Raw genomic sequence first — 16,699 nt, forward strand, 5'->3', positions numbered from 1 at the left:
ATCACTCACGTGAGTGACCCACCAACAGGTTGGTTGTGCAGGTCAGCGCATGAACGGCTGACGCGCCTGGGCGAGGGCGATGAGCTCCTGCCGGACCGTGGAGGTGGCCGCGGTGTCGATCGCCCGGTTCAGCGCCCGGCGAGTGCGAGCCTCGGCGCGACGGGCACGGAGCTTGGCGGCGATGTTGCTCATGGTCTCTTGCATCCCCTTCAGAGGTCTTCGGTGGCTGTGTCTCTAGTATGCACCTTTTTTCACAAGGAATCCAACGAATCTACGGTGACATGGGGCACTTGCCGAAGAATCATCGGCGGTCTCCTGAAGATCACCGGACAGATCGCGTGTCGGCAGTCACAAGCCGCTAACGCGCTAACGGCTTCTAAGGTTATCTAGCAAAAATGCTAGAAATAGCTAGGCAGCCGCATAGACCGGTAGCGAGGGGAAGATTCGCTCAGTCCCGGCCGAGCAGGTAGTGCCCGAAGTGCGGCACGGTAAAGGCGATCTGGCCGCGTTCGGCGGAGTAGACCAGGCCTTTCTTCATCAGACTGTCGCGCGCCGGCGACAGCGACGAGGGCTTGCGCCCCAGGTAGACGGCCACATCGGCGGTTCCGGCGGCCTCGTCGCGGCCTTGGGTCAGCTCGGCCATCGCGAGCAGGTACTCGCGTTCGGCGGGCGTCGCGCGTTCGTAGCGCGACCCGAAGAACCCGACCGCCAGCTCGGACTCCGCCTCGGGCGCGGCGACCTGCACGTCCTTGACCGTGATCGGGTCCGCGGGCGCGGCGTCCCAGGCGGCTTTGCCGTAGGCCTGGATGAAGTACGGATAGCCGCCGGACGCGTCGAAGAGCGCGTCGAGCGCCTCCGGTTCGATCCCGGCGTCCTCGCGTTCGATCGGGGCCATCACCGCGTAGTCGGCGTCCTCACGGCTGAGCCGGTCGATGCGCGAGTAGCGGAAGAGCCGCTCGGAGTACGACTTAGACGCCGACAGCACCGCGGGCACATGCGGCAGCCCCGCCCCGACCACGACCAGCGGCGCGCCGGACTGCGACAGCTCATGGCAAGCCGCGCACAGCGCCGAGACGTCGTCCGGCTGCAGGTCTTGGATCTCGTCGATCAGCAGCGCGACGCCGGTGCCGACGTCCGCGGCCAGCTCGGCGACGTCGGTGAACAGTTCGACCAGGTCGATCTCGATGTCGCCGGAATCCGCCCGGCCCTGCGCGGCGGGCACGTCGATGCCGGGCTGCCAGCGGTCGCGCAGCTTCGCGTCCGGCTTGTTCGCCTTGAGCGCGAACGCCTTCAGCACCCCGAGCACTTCCTCGACCCGGTCCGGCGCGCGATGCCGCACGGCGAGGTCGCGGATCGCCCGATGCAGGGCCGCGGACAACGGACGGCGCAGTTCCGCGTCCGGTCGCGCCTCGATCTTGCCCGCGCCCCACCGGTGCCGGACGGCCATCGACCGCAACTCCCCCAGCAACACCGTCTTGCCGACGCCGCGCAGGCCAGTGAGCACGAGACTGCGTTCGGGGCGTCCGCGAGCGACGCGTTCGAGCACGACCTCGAACGCCTTCAGCTCCCTTTCCCGGCCTGCCAGCTCCGGCGGCCGCTGCCCGGCACCGGGCGCGAAGGGGTTGCGGATGGGGTCCACTCTGTCACCGTATCGAGGTATCTAGAGCTGGCCCGATATTTCTGCATAGATACCTAGCGCGTGTTGCTTGAAGGATGGCCGGGTCTGCAGCCCCGTCCATCCTTACCTCCAGCGCACCCTCTGACGGAGCGTTAGTCCGTCAGGTTCCGCTCCGCGTAGATCTTCATCGCGTCGCGGATGTACTCGGCCGTGCCGGGGCCGTGCTTCTCGTCGTACGCGCCGTACCGCGGGTCGGCGACATACATGTGCCCGAGACCGGTGAAGTAGCCCTTCGAGATCTCCATCCCGGTGGGCTTCAGCCACTCGTGCAGCCGTGCGGTGACAGCCTGCGTCTCAGCCGAACTGGCGTCGTGACCAGCGTCGCGAGCGGCGCCGAACGCGAAGCCGATGTCGACCTGTTCCTGCTGGTGGGCCTTCTTCTCGGCCGCCGACAGTGAACTCCACCACTGGTCGCCCTTGCGGTAGGCGTCGGCTCCCCAGCGCTGGGTGACCTCTTCCTTGTACTGAGTGTGGTCGAATCCCTCGAACATTTCCTCTGCCATCAGTCGTTCACCTCCCTTCAGTTTTCGAAGCGTGGTCCGCACGGAATCGATCTGCCGCCCGATCCGCTGCTGCTCTCGCTTGAGCAGCGCCAGGTGCGTTTCGAGCGCCGCGACGCCGTCGCGTTGCCCGTCGAGCACCTCGGCGATCGCGGGCAGGCCCAAGCCCAGTTCGCGCAGCAGCAGGATCCGCTGCAACCGGACGAGCGAGTTCTCGTCGTAGTAGCGGTAGCCGTTGCCGCCGATCCGCGTCGGCGGCAGGAGCCCGACGGCGTCGTAATGCCGCAGGGTCCTGCTCGTCGTGCCCGCGGACCGGGCGATGTCCTGGATCGACCATTCCGTCCTGACCACGGCTTCGACGGTAGAGGTTGACGCTGCGTCAAGGTCAAGCCCGAACCCCGATAGAACTGTCTACGGCAATCTAGAACCAGAGCAATATTCGACTAGGTATCGCTAGCTCGGTTCGGCGGGCAGCGGGGCGGGCAATCCCGGTTGTAGGTTCTTCTTCAGGGATTCCAGACCAGAGAGGCGAGACCGTGATACTGCGCCGGGTGGCACGTCCACTGCTCGCGTCGATCTTCGTGCTCGGCGGCATCGGTGCCCTGCGCGACACCCAGGGCCACGCGAAGGCGGCCGAACCGTTCCTCACCGAGACCTTCGACAAGGTCGAGGGACTGGTGCCGGACCAGGTCCCGCGCGATCCGGCCACGCTGGTGCGGATCGACGCGGCGGTCAAGATCGGAGCCGGGCTCGCGCTGGCGAGCGGCAAGGCCCCGCGGCTGGCTGCGGTGGCGCTGCTCGGGTCGCTGGTGCCGACGACGCTGTCCGCGCACCGGTTCTGGCAGCTGAGCGATCCGGGCGAGAAGCAGGCGCAGCAGATCCAGTTCTTCAAGAACGCGTCGCTGGCCGGCGGCCTGCTGCTGGCCGCGAGCGACACGGCGGGCAAGCCGTCGCTGGGCTGGCGGGCCCGGCGCGCGGCGAAGAAGGCGGGCAAGCGCGCCGACAAACTGGCCAAGCGCGCGGAGAAGTCGCTCACCGACTGACTTGGCTCAACGTCCGTGAAGGGCTCCTTGAGGGAATCAGATTCCCTCAAGGAGCCCTTCACGGACCTTGGCTTACTTCTCCAGGATCGCGGTGACGCCCTGGCCGCCAGCCGCGCAAATGGAGATCAGGCCGCGCCCGGAACCCTTCTCGTTCAGCAGTTTCGCGAGCGTCGCGACGATCCGGCCGCCGGTCGCGGCGAACGGGTGCCCGGCCGCCAGCGAGGAGCCGTTCACGTTCAGCTTGGTGCGGTCGATCGAGCCGAGCGGCGCGTCGAGGCCGAGCTTCTCCTTGGCGAACGCCGGGTCCTCCCACGCCTTGAGCGTGGCGAGCACCTGCGACGCGAACGCCTCGTGGATCTCGTAGAAGTCGAAGTCCTGCAACGTCAATCCGGCGCGCTCGAGCATCCGCGGCACCGCGTACGCGGGGGCCATCAGCAGACCCTCGTCGCCGTGCACGTAGTCGACGGCGGCGGTCTGGCTGAACGTCAGGTACGCCAGCACCGGCAGCTTGTGCGCCTTCGCCCACTGTTCGGTCGCGAGCAGGACGGTCGACGCGCCGTCGGTCAGCGGCGTCGAGTTGCCCGCCGTCATGGTTCCGTCCGGGCCGCCGTAGACCGGCTTGAGCTTGGCGAGCTTTTCGACCGAGGAGTCCGGGCGGAGGTTCTGGTCGCGGGCGAGCTTGAGGTACGGCGTGACCAGGTCGTCGAAGAATCCGCGGTCGTAGGCGGCGGCGAGGTTGCGGTGGCTGGTCGCGGCGAGCTCGTCCTGCGCCTCGCGGGTGACGTCCCAGACCTGCGCGGTGAGCGCGGCGTGCTCCCCCATCGACAATCCGGTGCGCGGTTCGGCGTTGCGCGGGATCTCCGGGACGATGTGGCCCGGCCGGAGCTTCGCGACCAGCTTGAGCCGGTCGGCGAGCGTCTTCGCCGCGTTGAGCTGCACGAGGATCTGGCGCAGGTTGGCGTTCACCGCCAGCGGGGCGTCACTCGTGGTGTCCACGCCGCCCGCGATCGCCGAATCGATTTCCCCGAGCGCGATCTTGTGGGCGACGTTGATGACTGCCTGCAATCCGGTGCCGCACGCCATCTGGACGTCCGACGCCGGCGTCGCGGGCGAGAGCTTGCTGCCCAGCACGCTCTCGCGGGCGAGGTTGAAGTCCTTGGAGTGCTTGAGCACCGCACCGGCGGCGACCTCGCCGATCACCTCGCCCTGCAGCGAAAACCGGCTGACGAGACCGTCCAGCGCGGCGGTGAACATGTCCTGGTTCGAGGCCCGGGAGTACGGGCCGTTCGACCGTGCGAACGGGATCCGGTTCCCGCCGACGATCGCGACCTTGCGCACCGCCGGGGTTTTCCTGGTCGCCATGCCGTCCACCTCTCTGAGTCGTCCCTTTCACACTGTAACCTACTAGCGAGTAGGTTAGACTGCGACGTGACGCAGACTGCACGGGAGGCACGTGATGGCGGACAGGTACCAGCAGTTCACGAGGACCCCGCTGGGGAAATTCGTGGTGCCGAAGCTCGGCCTGCCCAACCCCGCGACGTTGCGCCGGTACCGTCCCGGCCAACCCGCACTCGAGGGTCCCGCACTTCTCGGCGCCGCGCCTGGCGGACGGCTGGAGAAGAGCGTTCGGGCACAGCTCACCGAGGCCGGCATCGAGGTGATCAGCGCACCGGCGGACCGGCAGGCGGCGCTGGTTTTCGACGCCACCGGCGTGAAGGATCCAGGACAGCTGCGCGAGGTCTACCGGTTCTTCCACCCGGTGATCCGCAAGGTGGGTTCATCCGGCCGGGTGGTCGTGCTCGGCACGCCGCCGGAGCTGGCCGAGGGCCGCGAGCGGATCGCGCAGCGCGCGCTGGAGGGTTTCGTCCGCTCGGTCGGCAAGGAACTCAAGCGCGGCGCGACGGCGCAGCTGGTGTACGTCGCCGAAGGGGCTGAGGAGGCGGCCGAGTCGACGCTGCGGTTCCTGCTGTCGGCGAAGTCGGCGTTCGTGGACGGCCAGGTCATCCGCGTCGGCACGCACGCGAAGACCGCGCCCACGCCGGAGAACTGGGACAAGCCGCTGGACGGCAAGGTCGCGCTGGTCACCGGTGCGTCGCGCGGCATCGGCGAGGCGATCGCCGAAACGCTCGCCCGCGACGGCGCGCACGTGGTCGCGCTGGACATCCCCGCACAGGGCGGCGATCTGTCCACTGTGGCCAATCGAATCGGCGGTTCGGCGCTGCAGCTGGACATCACTGCCGCCGACGCGCCCGCCAAGCTCGCCGAGTACCTGACTGAGCGCCATGGCGGCGTGGACGTCGTGGTGCACAACGCTGGGATCACCCGCGACAAGACGCTCGGCAACATGACCGAGGGCGGCTGGGATTCGGTGATCGCGGTGAACCTCGCCGCGCAGCTCGCGGTGAACGACAAGCTCCTCGGCGACAAGGTCCTGCGCGAAAACGGCCGGGTCATCGGGGTTTCGTCCATTGCGGGCATCGCGGGCAACGTCGGCCAGACGAACTACGCGACGTCGAAGGCGGGCGTGATCGGGATGGTGAACGTCGGTGCGCCGCAGCTCGCGGAGTACGGCGGCACGATCAACGCGGTCGCGCCCGGGTTCATCGAGACCAAGATGACCGCCGCGGTCCCGCTGTTCATCCGCGAGGCCGGACGGCGGCTGTCCAGCCTCGGCCAGGGCGGGCTGCCGGTGGACGTCGCGGAAACGATTGCCTGGTATGCCAATCCGGCGTCGGCCGCGGTCAACGGAAACCTGGTCCGCGTGTGCGGCCAGGCGCTGCTGGGGGCGTGAGGGATGGCCGTTCGTGAAGTGACGAGCGCGCCAAGCCTGGCGACGCTGTACCCGAAAGCCCTGCTGCGCCGAGGCGGCGGCTCGACCCTGCCGACTACGGAGTTGGTGCGCCCCGAGGTCGTCGTAGACCCGGCACATGTCGCGGCCTACAACGAAGTCTGCGGATTCCGCTTCTCGGACGAGCTGCCCGCGACGTATCCGCACATGCTGGTCTTCGGACTGCAGATGGCGTTGATGACCGAACCGGGTTTCCCGTTCCCGCTGCTGGGTTTGGTGCACGTCGAGAACCGGATTACGCAACACCGCCCGTTGCTGCTCGGCGAGACGTTCCGGGTGAGCGTGCGCGCGGAAAACCTGCGCCCGCACGAAAAAGGCACCCAGTTCGACATGGTGAGCGAGGTTCACTCCGGCGCGGACACCGTGTGGAGCGAGGTATCGACTTATCTCCGCCGCACCGGTTCGGGCTCGGGTCCGTCGGGCCCGCGCACCCAGCTGACGCCCCCGAAGCCGTCCGCGTTGTGGCACGTTCCGGGCGACATCGGCCGCCGCTACGCCGAGGTTTCCGGCGACCGCAACCCAATCCACCTGCACCCGCTGACCGCGCGCCTGTTCGGCTTCCCGAAGGCGATCGCGCACGGCATGTGGACGAAGGCGCACGCGCTGGCGTCCTTCGAGGGTCGGCTGCCGGATGCGTACACCGTCGCGGTGCGGTTCAAGCAGCCGGTGCTGCTGCCGGGCCGCGCGGCCTTCACGACCTGGCAGACGGACGACGGGTGGGCCTTTGAGCTGTGGCACGCCCGGAAGCCGAAGCCCCATTTGGACGGGGTGATCTCAGCCCTCTGAGGGCTTCTCGTTTCGGTACTCGAGGTACTGCTCGGGCTGGATGGCCGCCGATGCGTGAAGCACGAAAGTGACGACGTGGTGCCACCTTGCCCGCCGTCCGAGTTGAGCCTCAACGCGAATCTCGCGATCTAGGTTCTGGAAGCCCGGCGGAGCGGAGTCGAACTCAGCGAATATCTGGGTGACGCTCCGACCGGGAACGGCGAACGTCGCCGGGAGGTCCGCGTCGTTTTCGCCGCGTAGCCGGGGACGCGTTCTCTCCCATCGCAGCGCGCTCATCGCCGGTTCTCCCAGCACAACGACGCGGAGATCTCGAACGACAATCGGCAGTGCGCCGGTGTTGTGGAGAACCAGTGGGATGAGTATCGACTGCCTGCCGTCCCGCTCTGGGCCGGAGGCAAAGGTGTGCGGTGGGAAGGTCTTCAACCGACCAGGTCGCGCGTTGAGCCACCAGAACGAGAAGACCGTGAACACCAACGCGCAGATCGAGACAGTCAGAGCTGCGCCGCTCACTCTGAGGGCTTCCAGACCTGCCCCTCGACAAGGTCGTTGAACCCCAGCCACACCAGGTTCATCAGCCAGGACGCGAGCACGCCGTCGGAGATCTCCGGGTGGTCCAGCGCCCAGTCGGCCAGCGATTCCGCCGCGCCGACCAGCGCGGCGGCCAAGCCTGGCCCGGAGAACTCCGTCTGCTCGCCGAGGCCCTTGCGCGTCCCCGCGGCCACCACGAGCGCCGCGACCAGTTCGATCGCGCGCGTGCGCATCGCGGTGATTTCCGCCGCGAAACCGCCGCCGACCGTCAGCGCCTGGCGGTGCAGCACCGTCCAGGACTCGCGGTATTCGGCGACGAAGCGGTAAAAGGACCGCAGGCCGTGCCACAGCTGCATGTCCGGCGGGAGGTCGGGCTGCACGCCGGCCTGGATGGCTTCCAGCAGGCGGGTCGCCTCGCGCTGGATGCTCTTGCCGAAGAGGTCTTCCTTCGAGCCGAGGTAGGTGTAGATCATCGGCTTGGAGACGCCCGCGACCTCGGAGATCTCGTCCATCGACGCCGAGTGGTAGCCGTGCTGGGAGAACACCTGCACCGCGGCGTCCAGGATCTGGCGTTCACGGACCGCCCTCGGGAGCCGTCTCGCTCGCTCGGGTGGGCGCTGATCTTCGTCGGGCACAGTGCTGTTTCCTCCCTCTCGCTGGCACGGACGGTACCCGTCCCCAGGTCGGCGGCGTTGCTTGCCGCACTACCTACTCACCGGTAGCCTTACGGCGGAAAGTTCCGGAAGGGGTGGAAGATGGCCGACAACCCGGAGGCGACCAGTGCTGACCTGGCCGGCCTGCGCGGAGTCGCGCTGCTGGACGCGCTGGACCGCACCGAAGCCGTCGACGCGAGCGCGCTCGACGTCAACGCGGTCGCGGACGCCATTGACCCCCGTGAGCTGGGCCGTTCCGACATGAACCGCCTGCTGGCGGCGTTGGTCCGGCTGTCTGAGCAAGTGCCGGCGTTCTCGCTGGACAAGGTCGACCCGACGAAGTTCGCCACGCTGGTCGCGCGGGCGTCGCGGGCGCAGTTGGAAGCCGTGGTCGCCGAACGCGCGCTACGGGTGCGGGTGCTGGACGAGATCTTCGCGCGCATGGGAGCGCACATCCGTGCGAAGTCGCTGCACGCGGTCGTGCACTGGCGGCTGTCCGGCGGCACCGGCGAGGGCGGCTACGACCGCTACGAGACGGTGCTTTCCGACGGAACCTGCACTGTGTCCCGCGAAATGCGCGAGAAACCCCGCGTGACGATTACGCTTTCGCCCGTGGACTTTTTCCGCATCATCACCCACCAGGCGACGCCCGCGGTGCTGTTCGTGACCGGAAAACTGAAGGTCAAGGGCGACCTGGCCTTCGCAGCCGGGCTGGTCGGCCACTTCGACCTCCCCCGACCGGCCTGAGCCGCTCCGGTGTCCCGCTGGCGCTCGCGCATGCGTGCCGCGCACTCACCCGGTGAGCACGCGGTGAACGGGTTCGCCCGCACCCTCGAGGTGGGCAAACTGACGCCGGAGCAGTTCGTGCAGGTCCTGGAGACGCTGCACATGCTCGGTACGGCCGGAGCCGGCATCGACATCGGCTCGCTGACCACGCAGGCCCTGGTGGACGTCGTCGCGGCGGCTACCCGGGAACAGCTGAAAGGCATCGCCGACCACGACGAACTGCGCGCGGTCTTCCTGGACGAGATCTTCCGCCGGATGTCGGAACACTTCCGCCCGGAACGAGCCCGGCACGTGGACATCGTGGTCTCCTGGCGCTTCCCCGCCGGGGACGATTTCGACCGCTACCAGACGGTCATCGAGGACGGGTTGTGCGTGTCGAGCACCGACCTGGCCCGCACGCCGGACACGACGATCACCGTGGCGGTGGAGGACTTCATCCGGATGGCGACCGGGAACGCCGCAGTGGCGGCGATGTTCGTGACGGGGAAGGTGAAGGTCAAGGGCGAGTACGCGCCGGCGGTGCGGTTGTCGGGGTATTTCGACATTCCTAAGCCGACTGGAGCGGACTAAACCGCGGTCTCCAGGCTCATTTCCCCGCGTGCCAACGGCATCAGGTAATTCTCCGACAGCCACTGCACCACCGGCACGCACACCGCGTCCCCGAAGCCGAACAGGGCCTGGTTGTTCCGCAGCCCCTCCAGCGCGTACTGCCCCGCGCCCATCAGCCGGGCGTACTCGCGGGGTGTCATCCACCGGACCCGTACGCTTCCCCGCCCTGCTTGCACCACGGCCTGTTTGGACGACCCGCCACGGGCGGTGCGCAGGCAGCCGGAGATGTCGTCCGGCCGGACTTCCCACACTGGCTTTCCGTTTCGGGTGCGGCGGTAAGCCGTGCGGTACACCAGCTTCTTTCCCGCCCGCAACTGCGTCAAGCGCTCCAGTTGGAGCGGCGAAAGGGAGCCGACGAACGCGTCAGCACGCAGGGGCGTCCACCAACGCTCGTCGTCGGCGGACAGGCGTTCGACGGCCGCGGACAGTCCGGTGACCAAAAGCGGCGGAGGTGCGGGCAAGGCAGCGCGATGGGTCCGCAACGAAGGATCAAGCGCAAGCCAAGCCGGGCGCAACGGTGACGGCGCGGGCGAGTCAGCGGGCGGATTCTGCGCACCAACGATGAACAACCGCGGCCGCGACTGCGGGACGAACCGCCGGGCGTCCAGGGTCAGGACATCGGCGGAGTACCCGAGCCGGTTGAGTTCGCGGATCGCGGCACGGAGGTCGTCGCCGCCGTGGCTTGTCGCCAGGCCTACGACGTTTTCCAGCGCGACTACCGGTGGGCGATCCGGGCCCAGTTCGTCCAGGATGCGGGTGAATTCCCAGAACGTCGACGAGTGCGAGCCCGCCAAGCCGCGGCGCCAGCCGGCCAGCGAGAGGTCCGTGCACGGGAAGGACGCCCAGGCCAGGCTGAGGCCCGCGGGCAGGTCGGCACCGCGCAGGGCGGCGACATCGCCCAGGACGTACTCGTGCGCGCCCTGGTCGTTGAAGTGTGCCTCGTACATGGCTTGCTTCGCGGGTTCGATGTCGTTGGACCACGCGACGTCGAAGCCGGCCGGTTCTAGGCCTAGGCGCACGAGACCGATGCCCGCGAAGAACTCCGCGGCGGTGGGCTGACCCGGTAGAGGCATGGCGCCAACATTAATGGGGCCGGCGTTCCTTCACGGTCTCGATCACCCGCGACGCGGCGACATCGGTCGCTTCGTGTTCCCAGATTCGCACCGACAGCCAGCCCGCTTCGAGCAGCAGTGCGTCAGTATTCGCGTCGCGGCGGCGGTTGGTTTCGATCTTGGTCCGCCAATAATCCGCGTTGTTCTTCGGCCACGTGCCGTGTTCCGGGCAGCCGTGCCAGAAGCAGCCGTCCACGAAAACCGCTACCCGGGCCGGGCCGAACACCAGGTCAGCCTCGCGGCGCACACCCTTGACCGGACGGCGGTGCACTCGATAACGGAACCCGGCGGCGTGCAGGATCTTGCGCAGCGCCATTTCGATCCCGGTGTTGCGGGACTTCTGTTTGCTCATGCGGGCGCTCACCGCGGAAGTCGTTACCAGCCGCTCCACGGAGGCCATTGTGGCAAAGACTCAGCCTTCGACGATCCGGCCTTCGATCACCGGGTGGTTCGACGGCCGCGGCTCCTCCGCGACGACCTCGCTGTCCACCACCATCACCGGGCCGCGGCGCTGGTTGGCGTACCGGACGGCGCGCTTCTCCGCGCGGCGCAGCCAAAATCGCCGGGCGATCGAGCGGGTCGGCGGCAGCAGGAAGAGCAGGCCCAGCACGTCGCTGACGAAGCCGGGGACCATGATCAGCACGCCGCCGAGCGCGACGAGCATGCCGTCGGTCAGTTCCTTCTCCGGATTGCGGCCCGACTGCGCGGTCGCCATGAACGCGCGCATCGCCTTGCCGCCCTCGCGGCGCGCCAGCCACGAGCCCACGAACGCGCCCGCGATCAGCAGACCGATCGTGCCGAGCACACCGACGACCGAGCCGACCGCCCAGATGGCGGCGACTTCAGCGATGACGTAGAGCAGGAACACGACAGCCATACCAGGTGAACGAACGAGTGCCGGGATTTGCTCCCGAGGGGAAATAAGCGCAGGTCAGCAGGCTTCCGATCGCGGTCAGGAGAGGGTGGGACGGCCGCAGCATTTCTTGTATTTCGCGCCCGAGCCGCACCAGCAGGGCTCGTTGCGCGCGGGGGGCCAGCTCAGCGCGCCGCCTTCCTCGAAGACCTCGTTCATGCAGGCCAGCCGGGTGTCTTCGGCGGCTGGGTCGCTGCCGGTACGGGTCGCGAACTCCCGGAGTTTCGCGACGGTCAACGGGACCATCATGATCCGGGCGATGCCCGTCTCGGACAGCTCCCGGTTGTCGGCCTCTCGGTCGGCGACGATGGTGTCCGCGTCGGCGTGTTGAACCAGGTGCGGCCAAGCCTCGTGCGCGCGGGGAATCTCGTCGCGGGGCCAGAACAGCACTCGCACTTCCCCCGGAGGCGCCGGCGGGGCGGCAGCACGGACCGGATCCGAAGGGCTCTGGACCGACTCGTCCTGCTCGTCCGGAGGCAATCCGAGCGCGCGGCGCACCCGTCGGCGACCCGTCAAGATGTTGTTCGCGAGGGTGAAGAACCCGAACTCCGTGTTCCGGTCGGCCAGCTCCTCCTCGGACAGCCGGGCCACGGCCAGGTCGAACCAGGCCAGCGCCTGCTGAAGCTCGCCACGGTGTTCCAGCAGCTCAGCGGCCAGGTGATACGGCATCGACGAGGGCAGTTGCTCGCTCCGCAACTCGTCCAGGCAGGCCTGGGCCTCGTCGGTCCGGCCGAGGTCGAACAGCACGTCGGCGAGTTCGACCCGGGCGTTGCCCCCTTCCTCGCCGCCCAGCGCGACAGCCTGGGTCAGCAGCGCGACGGCGCGGTGGTCGTCACCGGCCTGCCGCCATGCTTGCGCCGCCTCGAAAAGGAGCTCTCCCTGCTCCTCGGGATACTTTTCCAGCTCGGCTTCCAGTTGTGCGGCGGTCTCCGCGGCCGTTCCCGTGCCCATGGAAGGCACTTTATTGCTGGCCCGGCAAGCGATCACCGCAGGCTCTGCAGGAACGCGGAGACCTCGCGTGGCGAGCGCAGCAGCACCTGCCGCGAGGTCGGGGCTTCGGTGGCGATCCGCCGCAGCATCAGCGGGCGGCGCGTCGGCCACTTCCAGATCCACTGGACCAGTTCGGCGTCGATCTTCGACACGCATCCGGGAGCCTGCGTCTCCTGGCCCCATTCGCGCAGTTGCCGCCGCACGACGCGGTACAGGCAGGTGTAGCGGGAGGCGTCCAGCAGCACGACGGTGTCGGCGAAGGGCAGGCGCAGGTCGAAGGTCTTGCTGTAATTGCCGTCGATCACCCAGCTGTCCGTGCTGGCCGCCTCGGCGACGGCGGCACGGAACTCTTCTGGCGGGGCCTCGACCCAGCCGGGACGCCAGTAGAGCCGGTCCAGATGTGTGACCGGGAGGTCGAGGGCGGCACCGATGTGCCTGGCCAGAGTGGATTTTCCGGCCCCGGAGCAGCCAGTGACCATGATGCGTCGCCCCATGGCGGTCAAGCCTAGAACTAGACCGGGACGAAACTCGCGGCGATTAATCCGAGCACCAGGAGATCCGGGCCCCGGACGAGTTGCCGCACCAGCCCGGCGGGGATCAGGACGCCCTCGTACAGCACCATCCCCATCGAGCTGAAGTCCAGCGGGCCGCGGGTCACCGAACGAACGGCCGCCAGTGCGGCGATCAGGACAGCTACTAGCGCGCTGATCGAAGCCGGGATGCCCAGCAGCAGGACCACACCCGCCCAGATCAGCGCGAGCAGGCCGAGAAAAGCGCAGGTCACGGTATGCAGGCGCAGGTTTGACGCATCCAGCCAGCGGCGCAGCCCGGGCACTCGATGCAACTGCGCGACCGGCGCGGTGAACGGCAGCAGCGCAAGATAGCCGCCGACGCCGAGGAGCCACACTGACGTCACGGCGGGGAAGGTCGCGTGGGTGGCGACTACGGCGAGTGCGAGGAAGACCGGCAGACCGAGGGTGTGCCGACGCGCGAGAGTCCCCGTGACGACATACCGGGTGACGATGAACCGTCCGGCCAGCGCGTTCCGCCACGGCACCGGGCGTCCGGCCGGGAGCAGCGCCCAGACGTCCAGGAAGGCGGCGGACGTCCGGCGCACCATGCGTTCGGCGTAGTGCCGGATCAACGTGTCGCGAGAAACCGTGTGCGGCAACGAAGAAGACCGGGCCAAGGCGATCGCCGCGAGACCGGCGACGACCACGTATGTCCACAGTGGAACGACAAGCGGCAGTGCGAGAGTCAGCGGCAGCAGGGATTCGCCGGGGAACGAGCGGCGGCGGCCCAGCACCAAGGCCAGCGCGGCGACGACTACGAAAAGCGCGATCGGGCCGACCAATGAGCGGGGAAAGCCGATGAGCATCCCGGAAACGGCGAAGAAATACGCCGCGACCGCGAATCTGGCGGCCCAGTCCAGCACGAGTCGCCGGGTGAGCACGGCGGGACGCTGACCGTCGAAATCGTCCCAGGTCAGCGTGGCCGGATGGGTCCACAGATAGCCGCGGCGCAAGGTCGCGCGCCACGCCAGCGCGAGACCGGTGCACAGCACGAGCACGCTGCCGAGCGCGCCCACCGGAGCGCCGCCGATCAGCTGGCTCCGCACCAATTCGGTGTTGTAGAACGGCGATCCCAGCAGGCCGACCGCGATGACCAGCGCCAAGACCAGATCCGGTCGTTTCACAGGTCCACCACGTAATCCGCGACCTCGTCCGCGAGCGGCGGGTGATGGCTCGCCACGATCACCGCCGCGCCGCGTCCCGTGCTGGTGCGGACCAGGGTGGTCAGCCAGGCCCGGCCGTCGGCGTCCAGCGCGCGCTCCGGTTCGTCCAGCAGCAGCACCTCGTGCGGACGCGCCACCGCGGCGTGCAGCAGGAGCCGACGTCGTTGTCCGGCGGAGAGCTCCGACGCGGGCACATCGGGAGCCGGTACCGGACCGTCGGCCAGTTCGCCGCCGAAGGAATTGCGCAGCAGGTCGAGATGCTGGCGCGGGGTGAGCTCGTCGAAGAGCGCCGAATCGTCGAAAAGCACCGAAACGCGGCGACGGAAAGCGGCGGACCGCTCGTCAGGCGGTCCGCCGCAGACGGACACGGAACCGGACGTCGGCACCTGATTCCCGTAGAGACAGCGCAGCAACGTCGACTTGCCCGCCCCGTTGGCACCGCGGACGACCAGGCATTCGCCGGCGTCGACGGCCAGGTCGAGACCGCTGAACAGCTCAGTCTCGCCCGCGGTGACCCCCAGGTCCTGAGTGGCGATGAGCACGAAACCCCCTCGGCTGATCACCCCAACATAATCACTTCAAGTACGCCTCCGCTTGCAGCGTGAACAATTCCGCGTACCCGGCGTCGGCCGCCATCAGCGCCTCGTGCGTTCCGTACTCCGCGACTTTCCCGTGGTCCAGCAGCAGAATGCGCTCGGCTTGGCGGACCGTCGAGAACCGGTGCGAGATGTACAGCGTCGTCCGCCCGCGCGACAACGTGTGCAGCCGGTCGAACAGGTCGTGCTCGGCTTGGGCGTCCAGCGCCGACGTCGGCTCGTCCAGGATCAGGATCGGGGCCTCGCGCTGGAAAGCCCTGGCCAGCGCGATTTTCTGCCATTCCCCGCCGGACAGCGACACGCCCTGGTCGAACCAGCGGCCGAGCGGGCTGTCGTACCCCGTCGGCAGCCGGGCGATGCGCTCGTCGGCTCCGGCGCGGCGGGCGGACTCCTCGATGTGCTCGCGATCGGTGAGCCGGTTCAGGTCGCCGAGGCCGATGTTCTCCGCCGCGGTGCCTTGGTAGGTCACGTAATCCTGGAACATCGCGCTGATCTTGGTGCGCAGCTGCACTGGGTCGTACTCGCGGATGTCCACGCCGTCCAGCAGGATCCGGCCCGCTGTGGGGTCGTAAAGCCGACACAGCAGTTTGAACAGCGTCGATTTGCCCGCGCCGTTGCGCCCCACCACCGCGACGGTCTCGCCGGGACGGATCTCGAAGCTCACCCCGTGCAATGCCGGTTCGTCCGCACCCGGATAGCTGAAGCTCACCGACTCGAACTGGATGTGTCCATCCACAGTGGACGGAAGTGGTCGCGGCTTCGCCGGTGCGGTGATTTCCGGTTTGGTGTCGAGGAATCGGTACAGCGTATCCAGGTACAGATTGTTCTCGTACATCCCGGAAAACGCGGTGAACAACCCGGTCACCGAACTCTGCACGGACGTCGCGGCGGCGGTGTACAGCGCCAGATCGCCCAGCGTCAGCCGTCCGCCCACCGCCTCCAGCGCGATGTACAACGCGATCCCCGAGCCGACCAGCGTGCTCAGCAACCCCCACGACGTCGAGCTGACATTCCGTTTCACCGTCAGCTTCCGCTGCCGGTCGTAGGCAACCACCCCGAGCTTCCGGAACCGGTCCACGAAGTACGGACCGAGGCCGAACAGCTTGGTCTCCTTGGCATACGTGTCCGTAGTGACCAAAGAGGACAGATAGTCCATCCGCCGTTTGATCGGCGACATCATGAAGGTGAGCCAGAACGCCCGCGAACCGTACTTCGACTGCGAGATGAACGCCGGAATCGGGGCCAGCAAAGCGACCAGTGCGAGCAGCGGGCTGATCGACACCAGCAGCGCGATCATGCTGGCGAAGGTGATCAGTGTCCGGATCAGGCCGAGCGCCGAGGTCATCATCGACAACGGACGCGTCGGCGCCTCCTGCGCCGCCTGGCGCAGCATGTCGTACGACGCCGAACCCTCGAAGTACGCCAGGTGCAGGTCGCTCGCGTGCTGCATGACCTGGTGCCGGATGGTGAGCGTCATCCGTTCCTGCAGCAGGGATTGCGCGATCGTGGTGAGCGAACTGCTGATCGCGGTCGCCGCCAGCACGCCGAACTGGAACAGCGTGATGCGCACGATGTCCGCCGTCGACCCGCGATGCTGGATCGCCGCGACCACCGAGTCGAGCAGGATTTTCGCGATGTACGCGGTGACCGTCGGCAGCAGGCCGGACGCCAGCGTGATCACCGCGAGCACGATCGTCAGTGTCGGGCTGGCCTGCCAGGTCAGCTTCGCGACCTTCGGCAGGCCGCGGACGGTGCCTGCCACCGAAGTACGCATCCGCGACAGCCGCGCCCGCAGGCCTTTCGGCTGTTCCGGCTGCTCCGGTTCCGGGATGTCGACCGGCCCGGTGAGACCGCTGTCCGGCACGGATTGCGCCATCTTGCGGCGACCGCGGCGGCCGAGGGCCATCTCGATCCCGCCCCCA

At 68.1% G+C, this 16,699-nt stretch carries 19 protein-coding genes; 5 read left to right on the plus strand and 14 right to left on the minus strand.

The annotated features are described in order from the left end of the window. Positions 1 to 42 precede the first annotated feature (42 nt). The 3 genes from AB5I40_RS27340 to AB5I40_RS27350 form a co-directional block, all read right to left on the minus strand. The gene (locus AB5I40_RS27340) at positions 43 to 192 is read right to left on the minus strand and encodes a hypothetical protein (RefSeq protein WP_162836041.1); all 150 of its coding nucleotides are present in this window, start codon (positions 190 to 192) and stop codon (positions 43 to 45) included. 256 nt (positions 193 to 448) lie between these two features. Next, on the minus strand, positions 449 to 1,639 hold the full coding sequence (locus tag AB5I40_RS27345; protein WP_037809009.1) for an ATP-binding protein: 1,191 nt from the start codon (positions 1,637 to 1,639) through the stop codon (positions 449 to 451). A gap of 131 nt (positions 1,640 to 1,770) precedes the next feature. Next, on the minus strand, positions 1,771 to 2,529 hold the full coding sequence (locus AB5I40_RS27350) for a MerR family transcriptional regulator (RefSeq protein WP_370932911.1): 759 nt from the start codon (positions 2,527 to 2,529) through the stop codon (positions 1,771 to 1,773). A gap of 185 nt (positions 2,530 to 2,714) precedes the next feature. On the opposite strand from AB5I40_RS27350, the gene AB5I40_RS27355 reads away from it, so the two are divergent. Next, positions 2,715 to 3,221 carry a DoxX family protein gene (locus tag AB5I40_RS27355; RefSeq protein ID WP_370932913.1) on the plus strand — a complete coding sequence of 169 codons (507 nt, stop codon included), beginning with the start codon at positions 2,715 to 2,717 and terminating at the stop codon, positions 3,219 to 3,221. 72 nt (positions 3,222 to 3,293) lie between these two features. Here AB5I40_RS27355 and AB5I40_RS27360 read toward each other — a convergent pair whose 3' ends face one another. Further along, on the minus strand, positions 3,294 to 4,583 hold the full coding sequence (locus AB5I40_RS27360) for an acetyl-CoA C-acetyltransferase (RefSeq protein ID WP_370932914.1): 1,290 nt from the start codon (positions 4,581 to 4,583) through the stop codon (positions 3,294 to 3,296). Positions 4,584 to 4,677: 94 nt separating this feature from the next. Here AB5I40_RS27360 and AB5I40_RS27365 point away from each other — a divergent pair, with 94 nt between their 5' ends. Continuing rightward, a complete protein-coding gene (locus tag AB5I40_RS27365; protein WP_370932916.1) occupies positions 4,678 to 6,012 on the plus strand; it encodes a 3-oxoacyl-ACP reductase in 1,335 nt (444 codons plus the stop codon). 3 nt (positions 6,013 to 6,015) lie between these two features. Beyond that, positions 6,016 to 6,855 carry a MaoC/PaaZ C-terminal domain-containing protein gene (locus AB5I40_RS27370; RefSeq protein ID WP_370932917.1) on the plus strand — a complete coding sequence of 280 codons (840 nt, stop codon included), beginning with the start codon at positions 6,016 to 6,018 and terminating at the stop codon, positions 6,853 to 6,855. Here the strand turns inward: AB5I40_RS27370 and AB5I40_RS27375 are convergent. Both AB5I40_RS27375 and AB5I40_RS27380 read right to left on the minus strand, forming a co-directional pair. Continuing rightward, a complete protein-coding gene (locus tag AB5I40_RS27375) occupies positions 6,844 to 7,365 on the minus strand; it encodes a hypothetical protein (RefSeq protein ID WP_370932919.1) in 522 nt (173 codons plus the stop codon). The two genes, AB5I40_RS27370 and AB5I40_RS27375, sit on opposite strands and share 12 nt — an antisense overlap. After that, positions 7,362 to 8,018, minus strand: a complete 657-nt coding sequence (locus AB5I40_RS27380; RefSeq protein ID WP_370932921.1) for a TetR/AcrR family transcriptional regulator — start codon at positions 8,016 to 8,018, stop codon at positions 7,362 to 7,364. The genes AB5I40_RS27375 and AB5I40_RS27380 overlap by 4 nt, the downstream gene beginning before the upstream one ends. A 120-nt stretch (positions 8,019 to 8,138) precedes the next feature. Between AB5I40_RS27380 and AB5I40_RS27385 the strand changes: the two genes are divergently transcribed. Continuing rightward, complete coding sequence (locus tag AB5I40_RS27385) at positions 8,139 to 8,783, plus strand: SCP2 sterol-binding domain-containing protein (protein WP_370932922.1); 645 nt, start codon at positions 8,139 to 8,141, stop codon at positions 8,781 to 8,783. A gap of 30 nt (positions 8,784 to 8,813) precedes the next feature. Beyond that, the gene (locus AB5I40_RS27390; protein ID WP_370932923.1) at positions 8,814 to 9,392 is read left to right on the plus strand and encodes an alkyl sulfatase C-terminal domain-containing protein; all 579 of its coding nucleotides are present in this window, start codon (positions 8,814 to 8,816) and stop codon (positions 9,390 to 9,392) included. On the opposite strand, the gene AB5I40_RS27395 is transcribed toward AB5I40_RS27390, so the two are convergent. From AB5I40_RS27395 to AB5I40_RS27430, 8 genes are all read right to left on the minus strand, one after another. After that, on the minus strand, positions 9,389 to 10,504 hold the full coding sequence (locus AB5I40_RS27395) for a DNA cytosine methyltransferase (protein ID WP_370932925.1): 1,116 nt from the start codon (positions 10,502 to 10,504) through the stop codon (positions 9,389 to 9,391). The two genes, AB5I40_RS27390 and AB5I40_RS27395, sit on opposite strands and share 4 nt — an antisense overlap. A gap of 10 nt (positions 10,505 to 10,514) precedes the next feature. Then, a complete protein-coding gene (locus AB5I40_RS27400; protein ID WP_370932927.1) occupies positions 10,515 to 10,943 on the minus strand; it encodes a very short patch repair endonuclease in 429 nt (142 codons plus the stop codon). Between the two features lie 12 nt (positions 10,944 to 10,955). Beyond that, on the minus strand, positions 10,956 to 11,420 hold the full coding sequence (locus tag AB5I40_RS27405) for an FxsA family protein (protein WP_370932929.1): 465 nt from the start codon (positions 11,418 to 11,420) through the stop codon (positions 10,956 to 10,958). A gap of 75 nt (positions 11,421 to 11,495) precedes the next feature. Beyond that, positions 11,496 to 12,407: an SEC-C metal-binding domain-containing protein gene (locus AB5I40_RS27410; protein ID WP_370932931.1), complete on the minus strand. Its 912-nt coding sequence runs from the start codon at positions 12,405 to 12,407 to the stop codon at positions 11,496 to 11,498. A 32-nt stretch (positions 12,408 to 12,439) separates the two neighbouring features. Continuing rightward, positions 12,440 to 12,940, minus strand: a complete 501-nt coding sequence (locus AB5I40_RS27415) for a DNA topology modulation protein FlaR (RefSeq protein WP_370932933.1) — start codon at positions 12,938 to 12,940, stop codon at positions 12,440 to 12,442. A 17-nt stretch (positions 12,941 to 12,957) separates the two neighbouring features. Beyond that, on the minus strand, positions 12,958 to 14,142 hold the full coding sequence (locus AB5I40_RS27420; RefSeq protein WP_370932934.1) for a hypothetical protein: 1,185 nt from the start codon (positions 14,140 to 14,142) through the stop codon (positions 12,958 to 12,960). Continuing rightward, on the minus strand, positions 14,139 to 14,723 hold the full coding sequence (locus AB5I40_RS27425) for an ATP-binding cassette domain-containing protein (RefSeq protein ID WP_370932935.1): 585 nt from the start codon (positions 14,721 to 14,723) through the stop codon (positions 14,139 to 14,141). Before AB5I40_RS27425 ends, AB5I40_RS27420 begins: the two co-directional genes overlap by 4 nt. A gap of 31 nt (positions 14,724 to 14,754) precedes the next feature. Beyond that, positions 14,755 to 16,689 carry an ABC transporter ATP-binding protein gene (locus AB5I40_RS27430; protein WP_370940617.1) on the minus strand — a complete coding sequence of 645 codons (1,935 nt, stop codon included), beginning with the start codon at positions 16,687 to 16,689 and terminating at the stop codon, positions 14,755 to 14,757. Positions 16,690 to 16,699 lie beyond the last annotated feature (10 nt).

Origin of the sequence: Amycolatopsis sp. cg13 (assembly GCF_041346965.1) — a bacterium.
Taxonomy (GTDB): domain Bacteria; phylum Actinomycetota; class Actinomycetes; order Mycobacteriales; family Pseudonocardiaceae; genus Amycolatopsis.

Bases quoted from the DNA above. Each gene is read 5' to 3' on its own strand.
- AB5I40_RS27340 (WP_162836041.1), bottom strand. From the start codon at position 192: ATGAGCAACATCGCCGCCAAGCTCCGTGCCCGTCGCGCCGAGGCTCGC.
- AB5I40_RS27360 (WP_370932914.1), bottom strand. From the start codon at position 4,583: ATGGCGACCAGGAAAACCCCGGCGGTGCGCAAGGTCGCGATCGTCGGC.
- AB5I40_RS27365 (WP_370932916.1), top strand. From the start codon at position 4,678: ATGGCGGACAGGTACCAGCAGTTCACGAGGACCCCGCTGGGGAAATTC.
- AB5I40_RS27370 (WP_370932917.1), top strand. From the start codon at position 6,016: ATGGCCGTTCGTGAAGTGACGAGCGCGCCAAGCCTGGCGACGCTGTAC.
- AB5I40_RS27385 (WP_370932922.1), top strand. From the start codon at position 8,139: ATGGCCGACAACCCGGAGGCGACCAGTGCTGACCTGGCCGGCCTGCGC.
- AB5I40_RS27390 (WP_370932923.1), top strand. From the start codon at position 8,814: ATGCGTGCCGCGCACTCACCCGGTGAGCACGCGGTGAACGGGTTCGCC.
- AB5I40_RS27395 (WP_370932925.1), bottom strand. From the start codon at position 10,504: ATGCCTCTACCGGGTCAGCCCACCGCCGCGGAGTTCTTCGCGGGCATC.
- AB5I40_RS27400 (WP_370932927.1), bottom strand. From the start codon at position 10,943: ATGGCCTCCGTGGAGCGGCTGGTAACGACTTCCGCGGTGAGCGCCCGC.
- AB5I40_RS27405 (WP_370932929.1), bottom strand. From the start codon at position 11,420: ATGGCTGTCGTGTTCCTGCTCTACGTCATCGCTGAAGTCGCCGCCATC.
- AB5I40_RS27410 (WP_370932931.1), bottom strand. From the start codon at position 12,407: ATGGGCACGGGAACGGCCGCGGAGACCGCCGCACAACTGGAAGCCGAG.
- AB5I40_RS27415 (WP_370932933.1), bottom strand. From the start codon at position 12,940: ATGGGGCGACGCATCATGGTCACTGGCTGCTCCGGGGCCGGAAAATCC.